Annotated in this window: 12 protein-coding genes and 1 pseudogene; 12 read left to right on the top strand and 1 reads right to left on the bottom strand. The window is 53.5% G+C overall.

Annotated elements, in window-relative coordinates:
• Positions 1-24: 24 nt before the first annotated feature.
• From ABV298_RS31045 to ABV298_RS30990, 12 genes and pseudogenes are all read left to right on the top strand, one after another.
• Positions 25-1737, top strand: a complete 1713-nt coding sequence (locus ABV298_RS31045; RefSeq protein WP_353719993.1) for a SusD/RagB family nutrient-binding outer membrane lipoprotein — start codon at positions 25-27, stop codon at positions 1735-1737.
• A gap of 227 nt (positions 1738-1964) precedes the next feature.
• On the top strand, positions 1965-2861 hold the full coding sequence (locus ABV298_RS31040; RefSeq protein WP_353719992.1) for a histone deacetylase: 897 nt from the start codon (positions 1965-1967) through the stop codon (positions 2859-2861).
• A 77-nt stretch (positions 2862-2938) separates the two neighbouring features.
• The gene (locus tag ABV298_RS31035; RefSeq protein ID WP_353719991.1) at positions 2939-4189 is read left to right on the top strand and encodes an erythromycin esterase family protein; all 1251 of its coding nucleotides are present in this window, start codon (positions 2939-2941) and stop codon (positions 4187-4189) included.
• A gap of 140 nt (positions 4190-4329) precedes the next feature.
• Positions 4330-5649 (top strand): serine hydrolase domain-containing protein, encoded by a 1320-nt coding sequence (locus ABV298_RS31030; protein ID WP_353719990.1) that lies wholly within the window; start codon positions 4330-4332, stop codon positions 5647-5649.
• Positions 5650-5745: 96 nt separating this feature from the next.
• Complete coding sequence (locus tag ABV298_RS31025; RefSeq protein ID WP_353719989.1) at positions 5746-7023, top strand: hydroxymethylglutaryl-CoA reductase; 1278 nt, start codon at positions 5746-5748, stop codon at positions 7021-7023.
• The gene (locus ABV298_RS31020; protein WP_353719988.1) at positions 7020-7991 is read left to right on the top strand and encodes a hypothetical protein; all 972 of its coding nucleotides are present in this window, start codon (positions 7020-7022) and stop codon (positions 7989-7991) included. The genes ABV298_RS31025 and ABV298_RS31020 overlap by 4 nt, the downstream gene beginning before the upstream one ends.
• Positions 7991-10603, top strand: coding sequence for a PEP/pyruvate-binding domain-containing protein (locus ABV298_RS31015; RefSeq protein ID WP_353719987.1), 2613 nt, complete (start codon positions 7991-7993; stop codon positions 10601-10603). Before ABV298_RS31020 ends, ABV298_RS31015 begins: the two co-directional genes overlap by 1 nt.
• Positions 10600-11037, top strand: a pseudogene (locus ABV298_RS31010) (DUF3419 family protein); the annotation flags it as partial. The gene ABV298_RS31015 and the pseudogene ABV298_RS31010, both read left to right, overlap by 4 nt.
• On the top strand, positions 11030-11695 hold the full coding sequence (locus tag ABV298_RS31005; RefSeq protein ID WP_353719986.1) for a DUF3419 family protein: 666 nt from the start codon (positions 11030-11032) through the stop codon (positions 11693-11695). The pseudogene ABV298_RS31010 and the gene ABV298_RS31005, both read left to right, overlap by 8 nt.
• Positions 11692-12354 (top strand): hypothetical protein, encoded by a 663-nt coding sequence (locus ABV298_RS31000; protein WP_353719985.1) that lies wholly within the window; start codon positions 11692-11694, stop codon positions 12352-12354. Before ABV298_RS31005 ends, ABV298_RS31000 begins: the two co-directional genes overlap by 4 nt.
• A complete protein-coding gene (locus tag ABV298_RS30995) occupies positions 12351-13361 on the top strand; it encodes a hypothetical protein (protein ID WP_353719984.1) in 1011 nt (336 codons plus the stop codon). Before ABV298_RS31000 ends, ABV298_RS30995 begins: the two co-directional genes overlap by 4 nt.
• Complete coding sequence (locus tag ABV298_RS30990; protein ID WP_353719983.1) at positions 13342-14883, top strand: AMP-binding protein; 1542 nt, start codon at positions 13342-13344, stop codon at positions 14881-14883. The genes ABV298_RS30995 and ABV298_RS30990 overlap by 20 nt, the downstream gene beginning before the upstream one ends.
• Before the next feature lie 62 nt (positions 14884-14945).
• Here the strand turns inward: ABV298_RS30990 and katG are convergent, their stop codons facing one another.
• The gene (gene katG, locus ABV298_RS30985) at positions 14946-17219 is read right to left on the bottom strand and encodes a catalase/peroxidase HPI (protein WP_353719982.1); all 2274 of its coding nucleotides are present in this window, start codon (positions 17217-17219) and stop codon (positions 14946-14948) included.
• Positions 17220-17403 lie beyond the last annotated feature (184 nt).

Below are 17403 nucleotides of genomic sequence, written 5' to 3'. Positions count from 1 at the left end.
TCAACTACTGCAAAAATCAAAGCGATGAAGATTTTAAAATATATCCCAAGAATCGTTTTCATATTCGCCGTGCTCGCAGCGTCGTCGTGTAAGGACAACCTCACGGAAATCAATGAAAACCCCAATGGCGTCGATCCGAATAGCGCCAACCCTAATTTGCTTCTGCCGACGGTTATGACCGGCGTCGGGAATCAGTATCTGAAACTGGGTTATGGCCGCATAGCCGGCGTGATCCAGCATACCCAGGAAGATGCATGGAAAGACGGTTTCAATGACTACGACTGGTCGGAAGAGGACGACGAGTGGAGGGCGTGGTACGGCTTTCTGCGGAACAATAACCTGCTTTACAACCGCTCGGTCGAGATGGGCTACACCTTTCACGAGGCCATTGCATTGACGATGAAGGCATTCATTTTCGGAACGATCGCCGACCTTTGGGGCGATGCGCCTTATACCAATGCCTTGAAAGGCGACCAGGGCGAAATGCTGCCCGCGTTCGATAGCCAGGAGGTGATTTATAAAGGTATTATCGAAGACCTGAAAAAGGCGTCGTCGTTGTTTGCCAATGCCGATGTTTCGACCTACGCTACCGGTTACGACGTGTATTACAATGGCGACAGAGCGAAATGGCAGAAGTTTGCCAACTCGCTGCTGCTGCGCTACTACATGCGTATTTCCGCCAAACTGCCCGATATCGCGAAAGCGGGGATCGAGCAAATCTACACATCGGGCATTTACCTGAAAGACGCTGCCGAAGATGCGACCATGGACTATATCGGTTCGGCCCCCGGCGATTCGTGGCCTACCGCCGTCGCATTCGATGTAAGTGAATCGAACTGGCGGCGGAGAAGGCCCGCGGCTACGTTGCTCAATACCATGGTCGCCGGCAAAGACCCGCGCCTGAAAGTATGGTTCCAGCCCGTGCATGTGCGTTGGGTGTCGGACCCTACTCTGAAAACCGGCATGGACGAGTTCATCCGCAAGGACGGTGTGATCCAGAATGGCGTGAAATCGCTGACCGAGCAGGAGTTGCGCGCCGAGATCTCGGCCGGGCATAAGTTTACCCGTCATTTCAACCCGGCGCTGTATAAACCAACCCATGCAGATTTGTTCAATGGTCCGATCAATACGGGCGAATATGTAGGTATTCCCGCGGGCATGATCGACCCCACCTACTACAACGAAAACCCCACGACCGGGCAACAGGTACAGAACCAGCACGCTTCGCAGCTCAGCTACACCTACCAGGGATCCAAGGGCGGTTTATTGAAAGCCCGCCTGGCGTCCGCCTCCGAAACATCTTTTATCTTTGCCGAGGCGGCGTTGAAAGGATGGGCCGTGGGTGGTGCGGAAGCACATTATAATAATGGTATCAAACAATCGCTCCAAACCTGGGGCGTCGCCGACCAATATGACGCTTACCTGAAAAATGTGACTTACAAAGGCACATTGGCACAGATTATCGAGCAGAAATGGATCGCCGGCTGGACAATGTCGACCGAAGCGTGGTTCGATTATCGTCGTACGGGATTGCCGGCATTGGTACTTGGTGCGGCACCCAAATCGCGCGCGTTGCCGCTCCGGTTTATTTACAGCAACAACGAGCTGAACAATAATGGCGAAAGCGTTAAAAGTGCTATCGAGAAACTGGAAGAGACCATTTTCTCCGGCCCGCGTAAGAAAAACAGCCAATGGTCGAAACCCTGGCTGGTGCAGGGAACGGGCAAGCCATGGTAGTATGAGTTTTTGAATGCTGGCTGAAATATTTCGTCCCTGGTTTCGCCTTGTTCGCCCCGCGGTTAGAGTGGTTTGCCACATTAAATCGAATTAATTATGCCGATGTCGCGGAGTTTGGCGTAATTGCCGGGGAAAATGAATAATCCAGCACCCGTTTTTGAAAGCGGCCCTTTTCGGAGGGTCGCTTTCTTTTTTGCAAATTTGCGCGCTCAGTATTGCCCGTTTGCATGTTTCCTATCGCATATCATCCTGTTTTTAAATATCCGGTTCCCGAAGGCCATCGTTTCCCGATGGATAAATACGAGCTGCTGCCCCTGCAACTGCTCCGGGAGGGCATCGCCGAAGAATCAGACTTTTTCAGTCCGGAACCGGTCGGCCTCGCACACGTGTATGCAGTGCACGACCGCGCCTATGTGGACAGGTTCGTGGCTGGCGCGCTCACACGCCAGGAAATGCGACGGATCGGTTTTAAGCATTCGCCCGCGCTCGTGGAACGGGAGTTGCGGATCGCGCAGGGAACTGTGGAAGGAGCGCTCAAAGCACTCGGGACCGGCATTGCATTCAACATTGCGGGCGGCACGCACCACGCATCCCGCCGGATGGGCGAAGGTTTTTGTATGATCAACGACCAGGCCGTGGCGGCGCAATACCTCGTCGATCATGGAAGGGCGAAACAGGTCCTTATTGTCGACCTGGATGTGCACCAGGGCAACGGGACCGCCGATATTTTCACCGGAGAATCCAGGGTTTTCACTTTTTCGATGCATGCGGCGGGCAACTATCCGTTCAGGAAGACGAGGAGCGACCTCGATATCGCGCTTCCCGACCGCACCGGCGACAGCGGATACCTGGCGCTGCTCAGCGAGACCTTTCCAAAGCTCATCGAGAAGATAAAGCCCGATTTCATCTTCTACCAGGCTGGCGTCGATATTCTATCCTCCGATAAGCTCGGCCGCCTGGCGTGTACCATCGAAGGCTGTCGGCAGCGCGACGAGATCGTACTGCAAACCGCCCGAAAGCATAACATTCCTGTTCAATGCAGTATGGGAGGGGGCTATTCGGCACAGCTCAAAGTAATTATCGAGGCGCATGCGAATACTTACAGGGTCGCACGCGGGCTTTAACTTCCGCACGGAAAAGTATATGTTCATTTATTTACCTTTATATGTAAATTTATTACATAAAAATTAAACCTGTCAAAATGAATATATACCTGCGGAATATTTGCCTGGCTGTACTGCTTTGTACGGATGTGGCTCAGGGCCAGTCCGACGGGTTGGTTCGACAATTGTGCCGCAACGCTATTCGGCTCGATTCGACGCATCTTTCGGGAGACGAAAACGCGGGCAAAATCCGGCAGCTGATCGGCACGAACTTTAGGGTTCTGGGCATAGGGGAGCAATCGCATGGTACTTCGGAGTTTTTTACGGCCAGGACAATGTTCCTCAAAGCGCTCGGAATCGACCATACACTGACAAAAATCGGTCTGGAAGCGCCGATGGCCGAAGTGGACAAACTGAACGATTATCTGCGCGGCGGGCAGGGTGATTTAAAGGCAATTCTCCGGTCGTTCAGGCTGTACGGATATGAATGCCGGGAATTTGCGGAGCTTGTAAACGACGTCCGGCGAATAAACCAAGGGCGTAGGGAGTATCTGGTATTTTTCGGTTTCGATATGCAAAGCCCGTTTCAATCGCTGCAAAACATCCTCGGTTCGGGCGTTACCGGCGAGGCTGCGGATTCGCTGAAAAAACTGCTGCATTATTACAGTTTGCTCAACGACGAAATATACAATCACAGATTTTCCGAAGCGGATTTTGCCGATCTGAAAAAGACGAGCGAGCTGATTTTCAACCAGCTTGATGCCCGTCTGGCCGAAGATAGCGTTGTCCGGAAGAACATCGCCAATTATCGGCAATTTCTGCTACTCAACGACCCGGCTCGTGGCTACGACGGCCGCGTGCTTGCAGAAATACGGGATTCGCTAATGGCCGAAAACATACTCTCGGAAATGAAACCGGGAGAAAAAATGGTCGTTCTGGCGCATAACGCTCATTTGCAGAAAACGCCGAACATATTTTCGAAAAGCGTCGGGTTCTTTTTAGCGCGAAACCTGAAATCAGGCTATCGATGTGTTGGGTTGACGACCTCCGCTGGTTCTTACACGACTTTTAACCCGAAGGCAGGGGCAATTACGGACGGGAACGAGGTAAAGGCCGGCGACGCCACGACTTTCGAGCATTATCTTTCACAGGTAAACAGTCCCGTATTTGCATTTGAAACTTCACCATTGATGCAAAAGCCACCCGCGGCACAGCTTCCGCGCCGTTATAGGTTACTCGTGTACGGCCTGGCCCGCGAGCAGTTTTTCGAGGGAAATCTTCTCGATGATTTCGACTACGTGTTACACTTCCGGCAAACCAGCGGCAACCGGAGTTTCTACCTGAAATAGACAAGATTACTGCGTTTACCGACGGTTCAGACATCCATCCGGCTAGCCGCACATCAGTTTGGATTACCAAAAATGTGACGTTCGGTTACCCGACATCCCGGTTAAGTGGTTTATTTGTAAAAAAAAGACCATTTCCTCCCATGAAAAACACCCTGCCGCTGATCGCCGCACTACTTTTCACAATTTCGGTATCCGCCCAGCAAATCGATACGGCCGATCTCGACCGGTTGTTCGATTCGCTTACTGTCCATAACAAATCGATGGCAAGTGTGTTGCTGACTCGCAACGGCGTTAAAATCTACGAGCGGGCTATCGGTTACGCGGTTACCGACAGTACTCGTCAGATAAGAGCAACGCCCGCGACGCGCTACCGCATCGGGTCCATTACCAAGACTTTCACGGCCACCATGATCATGCAACTGGTGGAAGAACGGAAACTGACCCTGGATACGCGTCTGGCCAAATATTTCCCAGCAATCCCCAATGCGGGCGAAATAACCATCGAAATGATGCTGAGGCACCGCAGCGGGATCCACAATTTTACCGATGACGATGCATATTGGGAATCGATGACGAAGCCCGTTACCCCTGCCGGAATGCTGAACAACTTCGCAACGCACAAACCGGATTTCAAACCCGGCGAGCAAGCGATATATAGTAATACCAATTATGTGTTGCTGGGCTACATCATTGAGGACATCACCCGAAAAACCTACGGGGCAAACCTGCAAGAGCGCATTCTGTCGCGTGCAGGACTGAAAAATACCCGTTATGGAGGCGGAATCGATCCCGATAAGGGGGACGCCTATTCTTATATATTTTCCAAACGCTGGGAGAAACAGGAAGACACTGATTTGAGCCAGCCCGCGGGGGCGGGCGCCATTGTTTCGACGCCCGCCGATGTTACCACGTTCCTCTCGGCGCTTTTTGACGGCAAACTGGTTTCAAAAGAAAGTCTCCGACAAATGACCAATTTCGTGGACGGACATGGCATTGGCCTGGCGCCCATGCCTTTTTACGGGAAAAAAGGTTATGGACATACCGGCGGGCTCGATGGTTTTCAGACGGTGGCAGCGTATTATCCCGCCGATAGCCTTGCGGCTGCCGTGTTTTCCAATGGGGTGGAATATGCTTTGAACGACATTCTTATCGCCTTGCTGAGCGCTTACTATAAAATGCCCGTTATTATCCCAACGTTCGACACCGTTGCGCTGCGGCCGGAGGAACTTGACCAATACGTGGGTGTTTATTCGAGCAAGCAGTTACCCCTCAAAATGACTATTTGGCGGCACGGCGACAGGCTCCTTGCCAAGGCAACCGGACAGTCGTCCTTCCGCCTGACGCCCGTTAAAAAAGACGTGTTCCGGTTCGACGCGGCACGTGTAACCATGGAATTCCGCCCCGAAGAGAACGCCTTTACGCTGACGCAGGATGGGGAGAGTTTTCAGTTTAATAAGTGATTTTGACTTAGATAGGATAGTTTATTATGTTAGCGGTCGCCAAGCAGCTGCACCGTTTGGCATCATATCCTTTGTTGTCAAACATCCGTCCGCCCTATGTCCTCATCCAGTGAAACCACACAGAAAGCACTACGTGCCATGAGTGCTTTGCAAAATCTCGAACAGTTGTTGGAGGACATAAGGAAAAAGCCTGCAAGTAAGGAACCGCCGGAGAATTTGCCTGCCGAGATACCGGTCTCTCCGGACGGAATTCGGAAAAGGCTTGCGTTTTTGCTGAACAAGACCGGCAGCGATTTTCCTTATCTGAGCGGAGAAAAGCATTTTTCGGAGCTCTCGGCTCTGGAAGGGAACATCGAGAATTACATTGGAATGTCGCTGGTGCCAACCGGTGTGATCGGGCCGGTGTCGGTGCTCGGATCGATGGCGAAGGGCGACTTTTATGTGCCGATGGCAACGAGCGAGGGCAGTTTGCTGGCCTCGTACCATCGCGGGGCAAAGGCCTGCTATCTGGCGGGTGGAGCTACTTCGGTGTGCCTGATCGACGGTGTACAAAGGTCGCCGGTTTTCAAATTCGACAATCTCGGGAATCTGGGTACTTTTCTGGTCTGGATACTGGGCCAGATCGACAAATTCCACCGCATTACCGAGCGGACGAGCCGTTTCGCGAAGCTGATCGACATGAAATCCAACGTCGAGGGAAACCACCTTATCCTGACATTCGAATACCACACGGGTGATGCTTCGGGGCAAAACATGGTGACGATCTGTACCGACGCCATCTGCCAGCATATTATCCAAAATGCGCCAGTGCAGCCGCAATTCTGGTTTATCGAGAGTAATTTTTCCGGCGACAAGAAGGCGACTTCGCATTCTTTTGCCAATGTGCGGGGCAAGAAAGTAACGGCCGAAATAGCACTTCCGAAACGGGTTGTGCATGAGGTGCTTAAGACAACACCGGAGGCCATGGCGGATTACTGGCGGTCGTCGACGATCGGTACCATACAGAGTGGCGCCATTGGGGCACAGGGCCATTATGCCAACGGCCTGACGGCGCTCTTCATCGCCACGGGGCAGGACGTCGCCTGCGTTTCGGAGGCGTCTGTAGGTATTACACGCATGGAACTTACGGACGATGGCGGTTTATATGTTTCGGTAACGCTGCCTAACCTGATCGTCGGCACGGTAGGCGGCGGAACTTCGCTGCCTACGCAAAGAGAATGTCTGGAACTGCTGGGGTGCTATGGCGCCGGTAACACGCGGAAGTTCGCCGAAATATGCGGGGCTGTGGTGCTGGCCGGTGAAATATCGATTGCGGCAGCATTGTCGGCCGGGCAATTTTCGGCCGCACACAAGAAATTCGGCCGGAAGAAATGAAGCTGCCGGCACAGGGAAACGAATACAGCGACGCGCGGGAGAACAGTGCGCCGCTCGTCCGTCGCCTTTATATCTATCAAAAAGAGCGGTTTCCGTTATTGGGCCACGGCCTGCTGGTGGCCGCATTCAGCTTTTCGGCTATTTCCTACTCGCGGATATGCCGTGGGGGCGAAGGTTTTGTGGATGGCAAAACATTTGCAACGGGCATTTTTACCACGATATCGCTTTTCCTGCTTGTGAGGATATTCGATGAGTTCAAAGACGCGGCCGACGACGCCCGCTTCCGGCGGGAGCTTCCCGTTCCGCGCGGACTGGTCACATTCCGGGAGCTCGCTGTATCCGGAATTGTCGTCGCATCGGCGCAGATTCTGGTAAATCTGGTTTTCTTTCCCCGTATGCTGTCCATTTACGCGGTGGTGATGGGGTACCTGTTGTTGATGGGAAAGGAGTTCTTTGTGGCCGAATGGCTGAAAAAACATCAGTTTTGGTATGTAGCATCCCATATGTTCATCATACCGCTCATCGATGTCTACGCCAGCGGGCTCGACTGGCTCCTGGCAGATGCGGATGCTCCGGCAGGCCTGTTATTCTTTTTTGCGGTATCCTATATGAATGGCGTCGTGCTGGAAGTCGGCAGGAAAATCCGTGCGCCGGAAAAGGAATCCGAGGGAGTACTCACGTATACATCCATGCTCGGTATTTCGCGGGCGGTGGGGCTGTGGCTGGCAACGTTGACCGCTACGGGGTTACTGAGCATTGCGGCGTCGCTTTTTGCCGGTTACGGCGTTGCCGTTCTTGCCGTGCTGGGATCGGTGTTTCTGCTGTGCGCCTTGCCGGCTTTGCTGTTCCTGCGTTCCCCGACGGTGAAGTTTTCAAAAATGATCGAATATGCCTCTGCGTTCTGGACGATTGCCATGTATCTCACGCTTGGCGGCGGACCAATGATCTCAAAACTGTTGTTCCATTGATGCACTTCATTTCCGATACGGAATCACACAAAGCGGCGGACTTCACAGTCGGCGGCAAAGCGGGGAATCTCTTCCGGTTGAAGAACCTGGGAATGCCGGTCCCGCGGTTCGCCGTGATCCCCTGGGAATCGTTGCTTGGCCGTATGCCGGAGGCGCTTCTGATCGGCGACCATACGGCGTTACGACGTAGTATGGACGGGATCGTTATCGATTGTGACTTCATACTGGCGTTGTCGCAAGCATTGGGAGATGTGCCGTATTATGCGGTACGGTCGTCGGCCGTGGATGAGGACGGGCAGGGATTTTCGTTCGCGGGCCAGTTGGAAAGCTTCCTGTTTGTCAACCGGCAGCATTTGGCGGTCAGGATCAGAGAGGTCTGGCAGTCGGCGTTTTCGGAGAGGGTATCCGCTTACCGGCGCCATCACGGGCTTCTCCGACCGGCCGGCGTAGGGGTGGTGGTGCAGGAAATGATCGATGCGGATGTTGCCGGGGTCGCCTTCGGAGCGAATCCCGTAACGGGCAACCGGAAGGAAAAGGTGATCAATGCCGTATTCGGATTGGGGGACGGGCTGGTTTCCGGAGAGCTGGATGCCGACCAGTTTGTTCTGAGTAGCAGGGATATTCAGGCCAAAACGGTAATTAAAACACAAATGTCGGTGCAAGATGCCGTAAAGGGAACCGGTGTCGTTTTACAGCCCGTACCGCAGGCCGATCGGCACAAGCCGGCGCTTACGGACGATCAGATTTACCGCATCGGGGCAATTCTCGACCAGCTCGAAAAAGAGCTGGGGCAGCCTCAGGATATCGAGTTCGCTATCAGGAAAGGGGAAATTTACTTACTTCAAACCAGGCCGGTTACCACGCTGATTACCGCCGGCAGGCGGCCCGCTAATTATATTTTATGGGATAACAGCAATATCGTCGAATCGTACCCCGGCGTTACGACACCGCTTACTTTTTCCTTTATCAGTAAATCCTATGAAACGGCCTACAAGCTTTTCAGCGCCTATCTCGGAGTAAGCGCATCTGTCATCAAAAGGAATGAAAGAGTATTTGCCAATACGCTGGGGTTCCTTAACGGCCGGGTCTACTATAACCTTAAAAGCTGGTATCACATGCTGGCAATGCTGCCCGGTTACAGTATCAACGCCCGTTTCATGGAAAAAATGATGGGAGTGAAGGAGCAATTCGATATTCCGGCTTCTTACCGCCTGACGAAGGGTAAAGCTTGGTGGGGCATCTCAAAAATGGTCGTGCGGATGCTTTTTCGGTTTTGGGCACTTCCGCGGAAACGGCGACAGTTTATGCGGCTGGTCGAGAGTACGATCGCCGAATACAAGGCAATCCCCTTTGGAGAAAAGGACGCTGCCGCGCTCATGCATTTGTATCTCGATTTTGAACGGAAACTGCTGCTCGAATGGAAAGCCCCTCTGCTGAACGACTTTTTCGCGATGATCTGGTTCGGTATGCTGCAAAAACAATCGGAACAAATCACCGATGGCTGTAATCCGAACCTGCATAACGATCTGCTTTGCGGGAGCAACGACATTATTTCGGTACAACCGGTCCACCGCAGCATCGCGATCGCGGCGTGCATCGCTTCGATCGCCCCACTTAGGGACCTGTTTCTGACCGAAAACGAATGCGCGATCCACGAGAAGCTCGCAACGGCGACCTCGCCCGATTGGATGGCTGTAAAAACGGATATCGACCGATATATCGCCGATTTCGGCGAACGCTGTGTGGGCGAGCTGAAACTGGAAACGGTGTCCTACGCCCAGGAGCCCGCCCGTTTTATCAAAGTCCTGAAATCGTATGTGGAAACCGGCATCACCGCCGAACAGATTTCGGGCGGAAGAGAGGAGGTAATTCGCTTGCGTGCGGAAGCGGAAATGAAACAATACCTGAAAGGGAAGCCACTGAGGCGGTGGAAAATGCGGATCACCCTTCATTACGCGCGTGAGCTTGTAAGTGCACGTGAGAACCTGCGCTACGAGCGCACACGGGCGTTCGGGATCGTGCGGGAGATTTTTACGTTTATAGGAAAGCGGTTTTACACCAACGGGCTGCTGGACGAGCCACGGGATATTTTTTACCTCACCAAAGAAGAGATTTTCAGCTATATAGAAGGGACGGCGGTAACACAGGACGTCGGGGCATTGGTTGCATTGCGGAAAGCGGCGTTTCAGACATATACCCGGCTGGGAGCCCTTTCGGAGCGGTTTGCGACCTACGGCGTGCCTTACCATGGCAACGACTTTTTCAGTATGGACCGCGTAGAAACCCATGACGGCGAATTGAAGGGAATCGGATGTTCACCCGGCAGGGTTTCCGGAAAGGCGAGAGTAGTGCTGGACCCGGCTGAGGTTGCTTCGTTGAATGGCGATATTCTCGTGACTTCCAGTACCGATCCCGGATGGGTGACGCTCTTTCCCGGCGCTCTGGGCATTATCGTCGAGCGCGGCAGTCTGCTGAGCCATTCGGCGATCGTTTCCCGGGAGATGGGTAAACCATGCATTGTAGGCGTGACGGGGTTACTGAAAGTGCTGAAAACCGGGGACGAGATCGAAATGGATGGTAGTACGGGCATTATCAGGAGGGTTTCGCGATGAGAAGGGACGATCTGACGCAGCGAGTCAATTTTGAAATTATCCGGTATGCCAACTGCTGGGAGGACGCCGAAGTGTTGCTGGCCGGTCTTGAGCCGGGGCCGGGCAAGCGGGTACTCTCGATCGGATCGGCGGGAGATAACAGTTTTTCGTGTCTGGCCGGAGACCCTGAAATGGTCGTTGCCGTCGATGTGAACCGTATCCAGCTTTTTCTGATCGAACTGAAAAAGGTCTGTATCCGGAATCTCGAATGGGAGGAAGCACTGGCGTTTTTGGGATTTCACGCCGCCGGCGACCGGGAGAAATGCTTCCGGTCGCTGAAAGGCCAGTTGACCAGCGAGGCAAAAGCATATTGGGAATCGAACCTGGCGATGATCCGGGGCGGGGTTATCCACCAGGGGAAATTCGAGCGGTATTTTCAATTATTCAGTGGCAAAATCCTGCCATGGATTCACTCGAAGCGGGTTATCGACGGTCTTTTTTGCACCAAAACCGCCGGTGGAGCAAGCCCATTTTTACCATCAAAAATGGAATACCTGGCGCTGGCGGCTTCTTTTCCGTTTTTTTTTCAGCAAATATGTGATGGGCAGATACGGGCGCGATCCCGAGTTTCAGAAACAGGTTCGCGGCTCCGTTTCAAAATTCATATTCGAGAAAGCCGCCGGCCAGCTCGCCTCGGTGGCTGCACAGGATAACTTTATTTTACGGTACACGTTGACTGGCGGCTTTGACCGACTTTTGCCGCATTATCTTCAAAAAGAGAATTACGGGATGATCCGCCGCAATCTGGACAGGCTGCATTTGCAGGAAGGCTACGCTCAGGCGGCAATCGGCCGGTACGGCAGGTTTCATTGTATGAATCTGTCGGATATTTTCGAATATATGGACCCCGAACTGTTCGCAAAGACAGCCCTTAGGCTTATCGACGGCACCGAACCGGGAGGCAGGCTGGCTTACTGGAACCTGATGGTACCACGGCGGATTTCAGAAATACTACCGGAAGCCGTAACCTGTAACCAGGCCGAGGCCGCGCGGTTGACGGCGATCGATAGAGGCTTTTTTTACAAGGAATTCATCATTGACACCGTGAAATGACACCGAAAGAAATAGTCCCTCCGCTTGTTCTCGCAGCCTGCTTTTTGGCCTTGTTCGGCGTGGCCGAGCTGCTTTACCACTTTGGGAAGGTACGGGCGGAATGGACGCGTAAAATCGTTCACACCGGTACAGGACTGCTGACGTTGCTTTTTCCGCTGGTGCTCGTCAGCCATTGGCAGGTGCTGTTCCTGTGCGGCAGCTTTCTGTTGATACTGCTGGCCAGCCTGCGGTTTGGCTGGCTGCCCTCGATCAATGCTATCGACCGGCTTTCGTACGGGAGCATATTGTTCCCGGTAATCGTTTATGCACTTTTTGTAGTATTCCGGATGGCTGGAAAAGGCCTGATCGTGTTTTATCTCCCGATCCTGATCCTGGCTGTCTGCGACCCGCTGGCCGCATTGGCGGGAAAACGTTTCCCGCTCGGCAGGTACCGGATATGCGGTTGTGGCAAATCCGCATCGGGCTCGGCGGCATTTTTCATCGCGGCGGTCGCGGTGACGGTCATTGTGGTCGACATGCTCGGGATCACTCAATCGGGAAAGAGGCTCTGCCTGACGGTTCCGGTTACGGCAACCGTTTCCGAAGCATTGGGAATTAAAGGCATGGACAACCTGACGATCCCGGCGAGCGTAGCAACAATCCTCTGGCTGGTATTATGACGGGCATTATCGAAACCGGTCCCGACCGGTCTGATTTCCATTTGTTTACGGAAATGCTGAGGGACATTTATCCCGCGGACAGCATGCGGTTTAAAACGCCAGACACCGTACCGACCGATTTTCTCACAGCCTGTTATCTGCTGAAAGATGGCGAGACTATCGTCGCCAGGGCGGCCGTTTACGACAACCCGCTTATCCGATATGCCGGTCAGAGGACTTTCCTGGTCGGGAACTACGAATGTGCCGTGCGTGACGAATGTGCGCGGGAGCTTTTGGACCATATTATTTCGAATGTTAAAAAGAGGGGTGGAGAATATCTTATCGGGCCGATGAACGGCAGTACCTGGGAGAGCTACCGGTTCCTGGCCGATCAGAACAATCCATTGTTTTTCACGGAGCCATACCATCATTTGTACTATAACGACCAGTTCAAAAAGATGGGTTTTGAACCCATTGCGCGGTATTTCAGCAATATTGACTATGGTTTGGAGCCGGATAACCCCGAAATACTTGCCCGGGAAATGGATCTGAAAGCCAAAGGTATGACGATCAGGCCGATAGATCTTTCAGGTTTCGAAGCGGAAATCTCACGGATTTATGATTTCAATCTGCTCGCATTCAAAACCAACTTCCTTTATACGCCGATCGGCAGGGAAGCATTTATGAAAAAATACATGCAGGTAAAAGGGCTGATCGATCCGGAACTGACGTTGCTTGCCGAGGAGGCCGGCGGGGGATTGGTCGGCTATTTTTTCTGCATTCGCGATTTTTATAACACTGTTAATAAATCTTTGATCGTAAAAACCCTGGCGCGGCACCCGGCGCCCGAATGGAGCGGACTGGGCCATGTGATCGGTAACGTGATTTACCGCAAAGCCCTCGAACTCGGGTACACCAGCGCTATTCATTCGTTTATCTACGAGCAGGGCACTTCGACGAAGCTTTCCGCGCATTTTTCGGGAAGCAATTACAGAAACTATCTATTGTATGGCAGGCCAATCCGCTGAACATTTCAATGTGGTCGATCTTTTTCATGACGCCGCACAAGCGCATCCGGGGAAGGCCGCGATCATTTATCGGGACCAGGCGGTCTCCTTCGGCGATTTCGAAAAGGAAGTAATACGGATGGCCGCGCATCTTGCACATAAAGGTATCGGTAAAGGGGATCGTGTGCTGGTGTTTGTTCCGATGAGCACCGATCTGTACCGGGTCGTGCTGGCGCTGCTTCGGCTTGGGGCGGTGGCGGTGTTTCTGGATGAATGGGTGAGGGCAGGAAGACTGAACGAATGCTGCCGGTTGGCGCAATGCAGGGCGTTTATCGGCACCTTTAAGGGCCGGCTGCTGGCGTGGCTGCTGCCCGGATTGCGGTCTATTCCGTTGCGTTTGGGCGTGCAATACGATGCCGGCTTGCCTGTGCCGGTTTTTCCTGAAACAGGGCGGGCCGACGTCGCACTGATCACATTCACGACGGGAAGCACAGGCATTCCCAAAGCGGCCATTCGAACGCACGGCTTGCTGCACGAGCAATTCCAGGCATTGTTGCCGCTTATCGACGCGCAACAGGAGGAAGTTTGCATGCCGGTTTTGCCGATAGTTCTGCTGATCAACCTGGGCGCGGGTGTAACGTCGGTGATCGCAGGATTTAATCCGCGGAAACCCGATACCATGCAGCCGGCTACGATCGCTGCTCAGATCAGCCGGCACCGTGTCCGTACGGTCATCGCGTCGCCGTTCTTTGTTAAGCGATTGTCCCGGTATTTGCTGGATAACGGTTTGGTTTTGAATAGTATACAGAAAATACTCACCGGCGGCGCGCCGGTTTTCCCCAGCGAAGCGAAGAGCTACCGGAATGCATTCCCCAATGCCTCGATCCGTATCGTCTATGGCTCTACAGAAGCGGAGCCAATGACCGTGATCGCTGCCGACGAGCTGATAGTCGCAGATACGGGTAAGGGATTGAAAGTAGGGAAAACCGAGCCGGGTGCGATGGTCAGAATTATCGGAATCCGCGACGGCGAGATTACTGCTTCCACTCCGGGGGAGCTGGCTGTCCTGGAATTACAACAAGGGGAGATCGGCGAGATTATCGTCTCGGGAAAACATGTTCTGCGGGATTACCTCCATAATCCGCAAGCGCTCAAACGCAATAAAATTTTCATAGGCGACCAGTGCTGGCACCGGACGGGCGACAGCGGTTTCTTCGATGCAAATGGTAACCTCTTTCTGATGGGCCGCTGCACATCTTTGATCCGCACGACCGACGGGTTGTTGTCGACATTTCTTTTTGAAAACCATTTGCAGGCTATTGAAGGCGTGGAAATGGGAACCGTAATGATGTTGGATAACAAACTGGCCGCTGTCGTCGAGCTGGACCCGGCCGCTGACCCCGCCCGGGTCAGGGCGGCTGTGAGCGAACTGCCGGTGGTGCCGGACGAGGTTATTTTTGTACCCAAAATCCCCAGGGACCCGCGGCACAATTCCAAAATAGACTATACAAAACTCCGGATGCAGGTCGCTCGCGGGAAATAAAAAAGGCCGGCCCGGAATCACTCCGGACCGGCCCGTATTCGTGGGTGAATAATTGCTGAAAATCAGACCAGGTCGAACCGGTCGAGGTTCATGACCTTGTTCCACGCCGCAACAAAATCTTTGGCGAATTTCTGCCCGGCATCGGCGCTGCCATACACTTCGGCTATCGCTCTCAGTTCGGCGTGCGAGCCGAATACGAGATCCGCACGGGTGGCCGTCCATTTAGGTTGTCCGCTCGAACGATCGGTACCGAGGTACGTTTCCCTGTCCTGGCTCATCGCCTTCCACGAAGTGTTCATATCGAGCAAATTAACGAAGAAATCGTTTGTCAGCACGCCCGGACGGTTTGTGAAAACGCCGTTTTTGGAACCATCATAATTGATATTCAGTACCCGCAAACCGCCGAGCAGTACCGTCATTTCCGGCGCGGTAAGCGTCAGCAACTGCGCTTTGTCAACCAGCAATTCTTCGGTTGAAACATTGAATCGGGTGCTGCGGTAATTGCGGAAACCGTCGGCGATCGGTTCCAGGTAGCCTACCGATTCCACGTCCGTCTGCTCCTGCGATGCGTCCGTGCGGCCGGGGGTAAACGGAACGGTAATAGCATGTCCTGCGTCCTGCGCTGCCTTCTCCACACCGGCACAGCCCGCGAGCACGATCAGGTCGGCCAGTGAGATTCTCTTGCCCGTCGATTGTGTATCGTTGAATTCCTGCTGAATGCTCTCCAATGTGCGGAGTACTTTTTGCAACTGCGCCGGATTGTTCACTTTCCAGTCTTTTTGGGGCGCCAGACGGATGCGGGCGCCGTTGGCGCCGCCGCGTTTGTCGGAGCCCCGGAACGTCGAAGCCGAAGCCCATGCGGTGGCGACCAGCTCGGAAACGCTCAGGCCGGAGGCCAGGATATTCGCTTTCAGGGCGGCAACATCGTTGTCGTTGACCAGTTCATGGTCCACAGCCGGGATAGGATCTTGCCACAGGAGGACTTCTTCGGGTACATCAGGGCCGAGGTACCGGTTGCGCGGGCCCATGTCGCGGTGCGTCAGTTTGAACCACGCCCGGGCGAATGCGTCTGCAAATGCGTCGGGATTTTCGAGAAAATGTCTCGATATTTTTTCATAAACAGGATCAAAACGCAGCGAGAGGTCGGTCGTCAGCATCGTAGGACGGTGCTTTTTGGTGCTGTCGTAAGCGTCCGGTATGATTTCACCGGCATCTTTGGCTACCCACTGATGGGCGCCGCCCGGACTTTTGGTCAGTTCCCATTCGAAAGCGAACAAGTTTTCAAAAAAGTTGTTGCTCCATTTCGTGGGCGTAGTCGTCCAGATTACTTCCAGGCCGCTCGTGATGGTATCGGCGCCTTTTCCGGAGCCGAAACTGTTGCTCCAACCCAGTCCCTGATGTTCGAGGTCAGCGCCTTCGGGTTCCGGTCCCACGTGGTCGGAAGATGCCGCGCCATGTGTTTTACCGAAGCTGTGGCCGCCGGCGATCAATGCGACGGTTTCCTCGTCGTTCATTGCCATCCGGCCGAAAGTTTCCCGGATATCCTTTGCAGCGGCGATAGGGTCGGGGTTACCGTCGGGCCCCTCGGGGTTTACGTAAATAAGCCCCATATGTGCCGCTGCGAGCGGTTCTTCGAGGTGGCGGGAATGAATGTTACCATCCGCATTCTCGTCGGTGGGCAGTACGCCCTGATCGTCGGGGCCCGGCTTGCCGTGCGCATAGCGACGATCGTTGCCCAGCCAGGTAGTTTCCGAACCCCAATATACGTCCTCGTCGGCTTCCCATACATCGGCCCGGCCCCCGGCAAACCCGAATGTTTTGAAACCCATCGATTCCAGCGCGATATTACCTGCGAGGATGAGCAAATCGGCCCAGGAGAGCTTGTTACCATATTTTTGTTTGATGGGCCACAAAAGCCGGCGTGCCTTGTCGAGGCTTACGTTGTCGGGCCAGCTGTTGAGCGGTGCAAAACGCTGCTGACCTGATCCGGCGCCGCCACGGCCGTCGAATACCCGGTAAGTTCCCGCGCTGTGCCATGCCATCCGGATAAACAATGGCCCGTAATGCCCGAAGTCGGCAGGCCACCAGTCCTGCGAATCCGTCATGAGTGCGTGAAGGTCCGTTTTGACTGCTTCCAGATCGAGGCTTTTGAAAGCTTCGGCGTAGTTAAAATCTTCGCCCATCGGATTGGAGAGGGATGAATGCTGGCGCAGGATATTGAGTTTCAGTTGGTTTGGCCACCAGTCCCGGTTCCCGGTACCGCCGCCGCCTACATTGTGATTCATTGTCCCGTTGTGAAAAGGGCATTTACTGATGTCGTTAGATCCGTTTTCCATTACGATAAGTTCATGTGTTAAACCATACTTGCCTGCATCTGGTATTTGTGCAGCGGGATAAAGGTAAAATACTGAAATGTATTGTCAAAATCGATTAATTCTATAATTCAATAGTAAAAATCTATTTTAATGCATTTTCAGTATCTTGCGATCAGGTAAGCTGGTGTTAACACATGAATTATCT

The organism is Dyadobacter sp. 676 (genome assembly GCF_040448675.1).
Taxonomy (GTDB): Bacteria; Bacteroidota; Bacteroidia; order Cytophagales; family Spirosomataceae; genus Dyadobacter.
Note: the sequence above shows the minus strand (reverse complement) of the source record. Positions and strands in the feature narration are given on the sequence as shown.

Coding starts and splice junctions, on each gene's coding strand:
- ABV298_RS31035 (WP_353719991.1), top strand. CDS start 2,939: ATGAATATATACCTGCGGAATATTTGCCTGGCTGTACTGCTTTGTACG.
- ABV298_RS30995 (WP_353719984.1), top strand. CDS start 12,351: ATGACGGGCATTATCGAAACCGGTCCCGACCGGTCTGATTTCCATTTG.
- ABV298_RS31045 (WP_353719993.1), top strand. CDS start 25: ATGAAGATTTTAAAATATATCCCAAGAATCGTTTTCATATTCGCCGTG.
- ABV298_RS30990 (WP_353719983.1), top strand. CDS start 13,342: ATGGCAGGCCAATCCGCTGAACATTTCAATGTGGTCGATCTTTTTCAT.
- ABV298_RS31015 (WP_353719987.1), top strand. CDS start 7,991: ATGCACTTCATTTCCGATACGGAATCACACAAAGCGGCGGACTTCACA.
- ABV298_RS31000 (WP_353719985.1), top strand. CDS start 11,692: ATGACACCGAAAGAAATAGTCCCTCCGCTTGTTCTCGCAGCCTGCTTT.
- ABV298_RS31025 (WP_353719989.1), top strand. CDS start 5,746: ATGTCCTCATCCAGTGAAACCACACAGAAAGCACTACGTGCCATGAGT.
- ABV298_RS31030 (WP_353719990.1), top strand. CDS start 4,330: ATGAAAAACACCCTGCCGCTGATCGCCGCACTACTTTTCACAATTTCG.
- ABV298_RS31020 (WP_353719988.1), top strand. CDS start 7,020: ATGAAGCTGCCGGCACAGGGAAACGAATACAGCGACGCGCGGGAGAAC.
- katG (WP_353719982.1), bottom strand. CDS start 17,219: ATGGAAAACGGATCTAACGACATCAGTAAATGCCCTTTTCACAACGGG.
- ABV298_RS31040 (WP_353719992.1), top strand. CDS start 1,965: ATGTTTCCTATCGCATATCATCCTGTTTTTAAATATCCGGTTCCCGAA.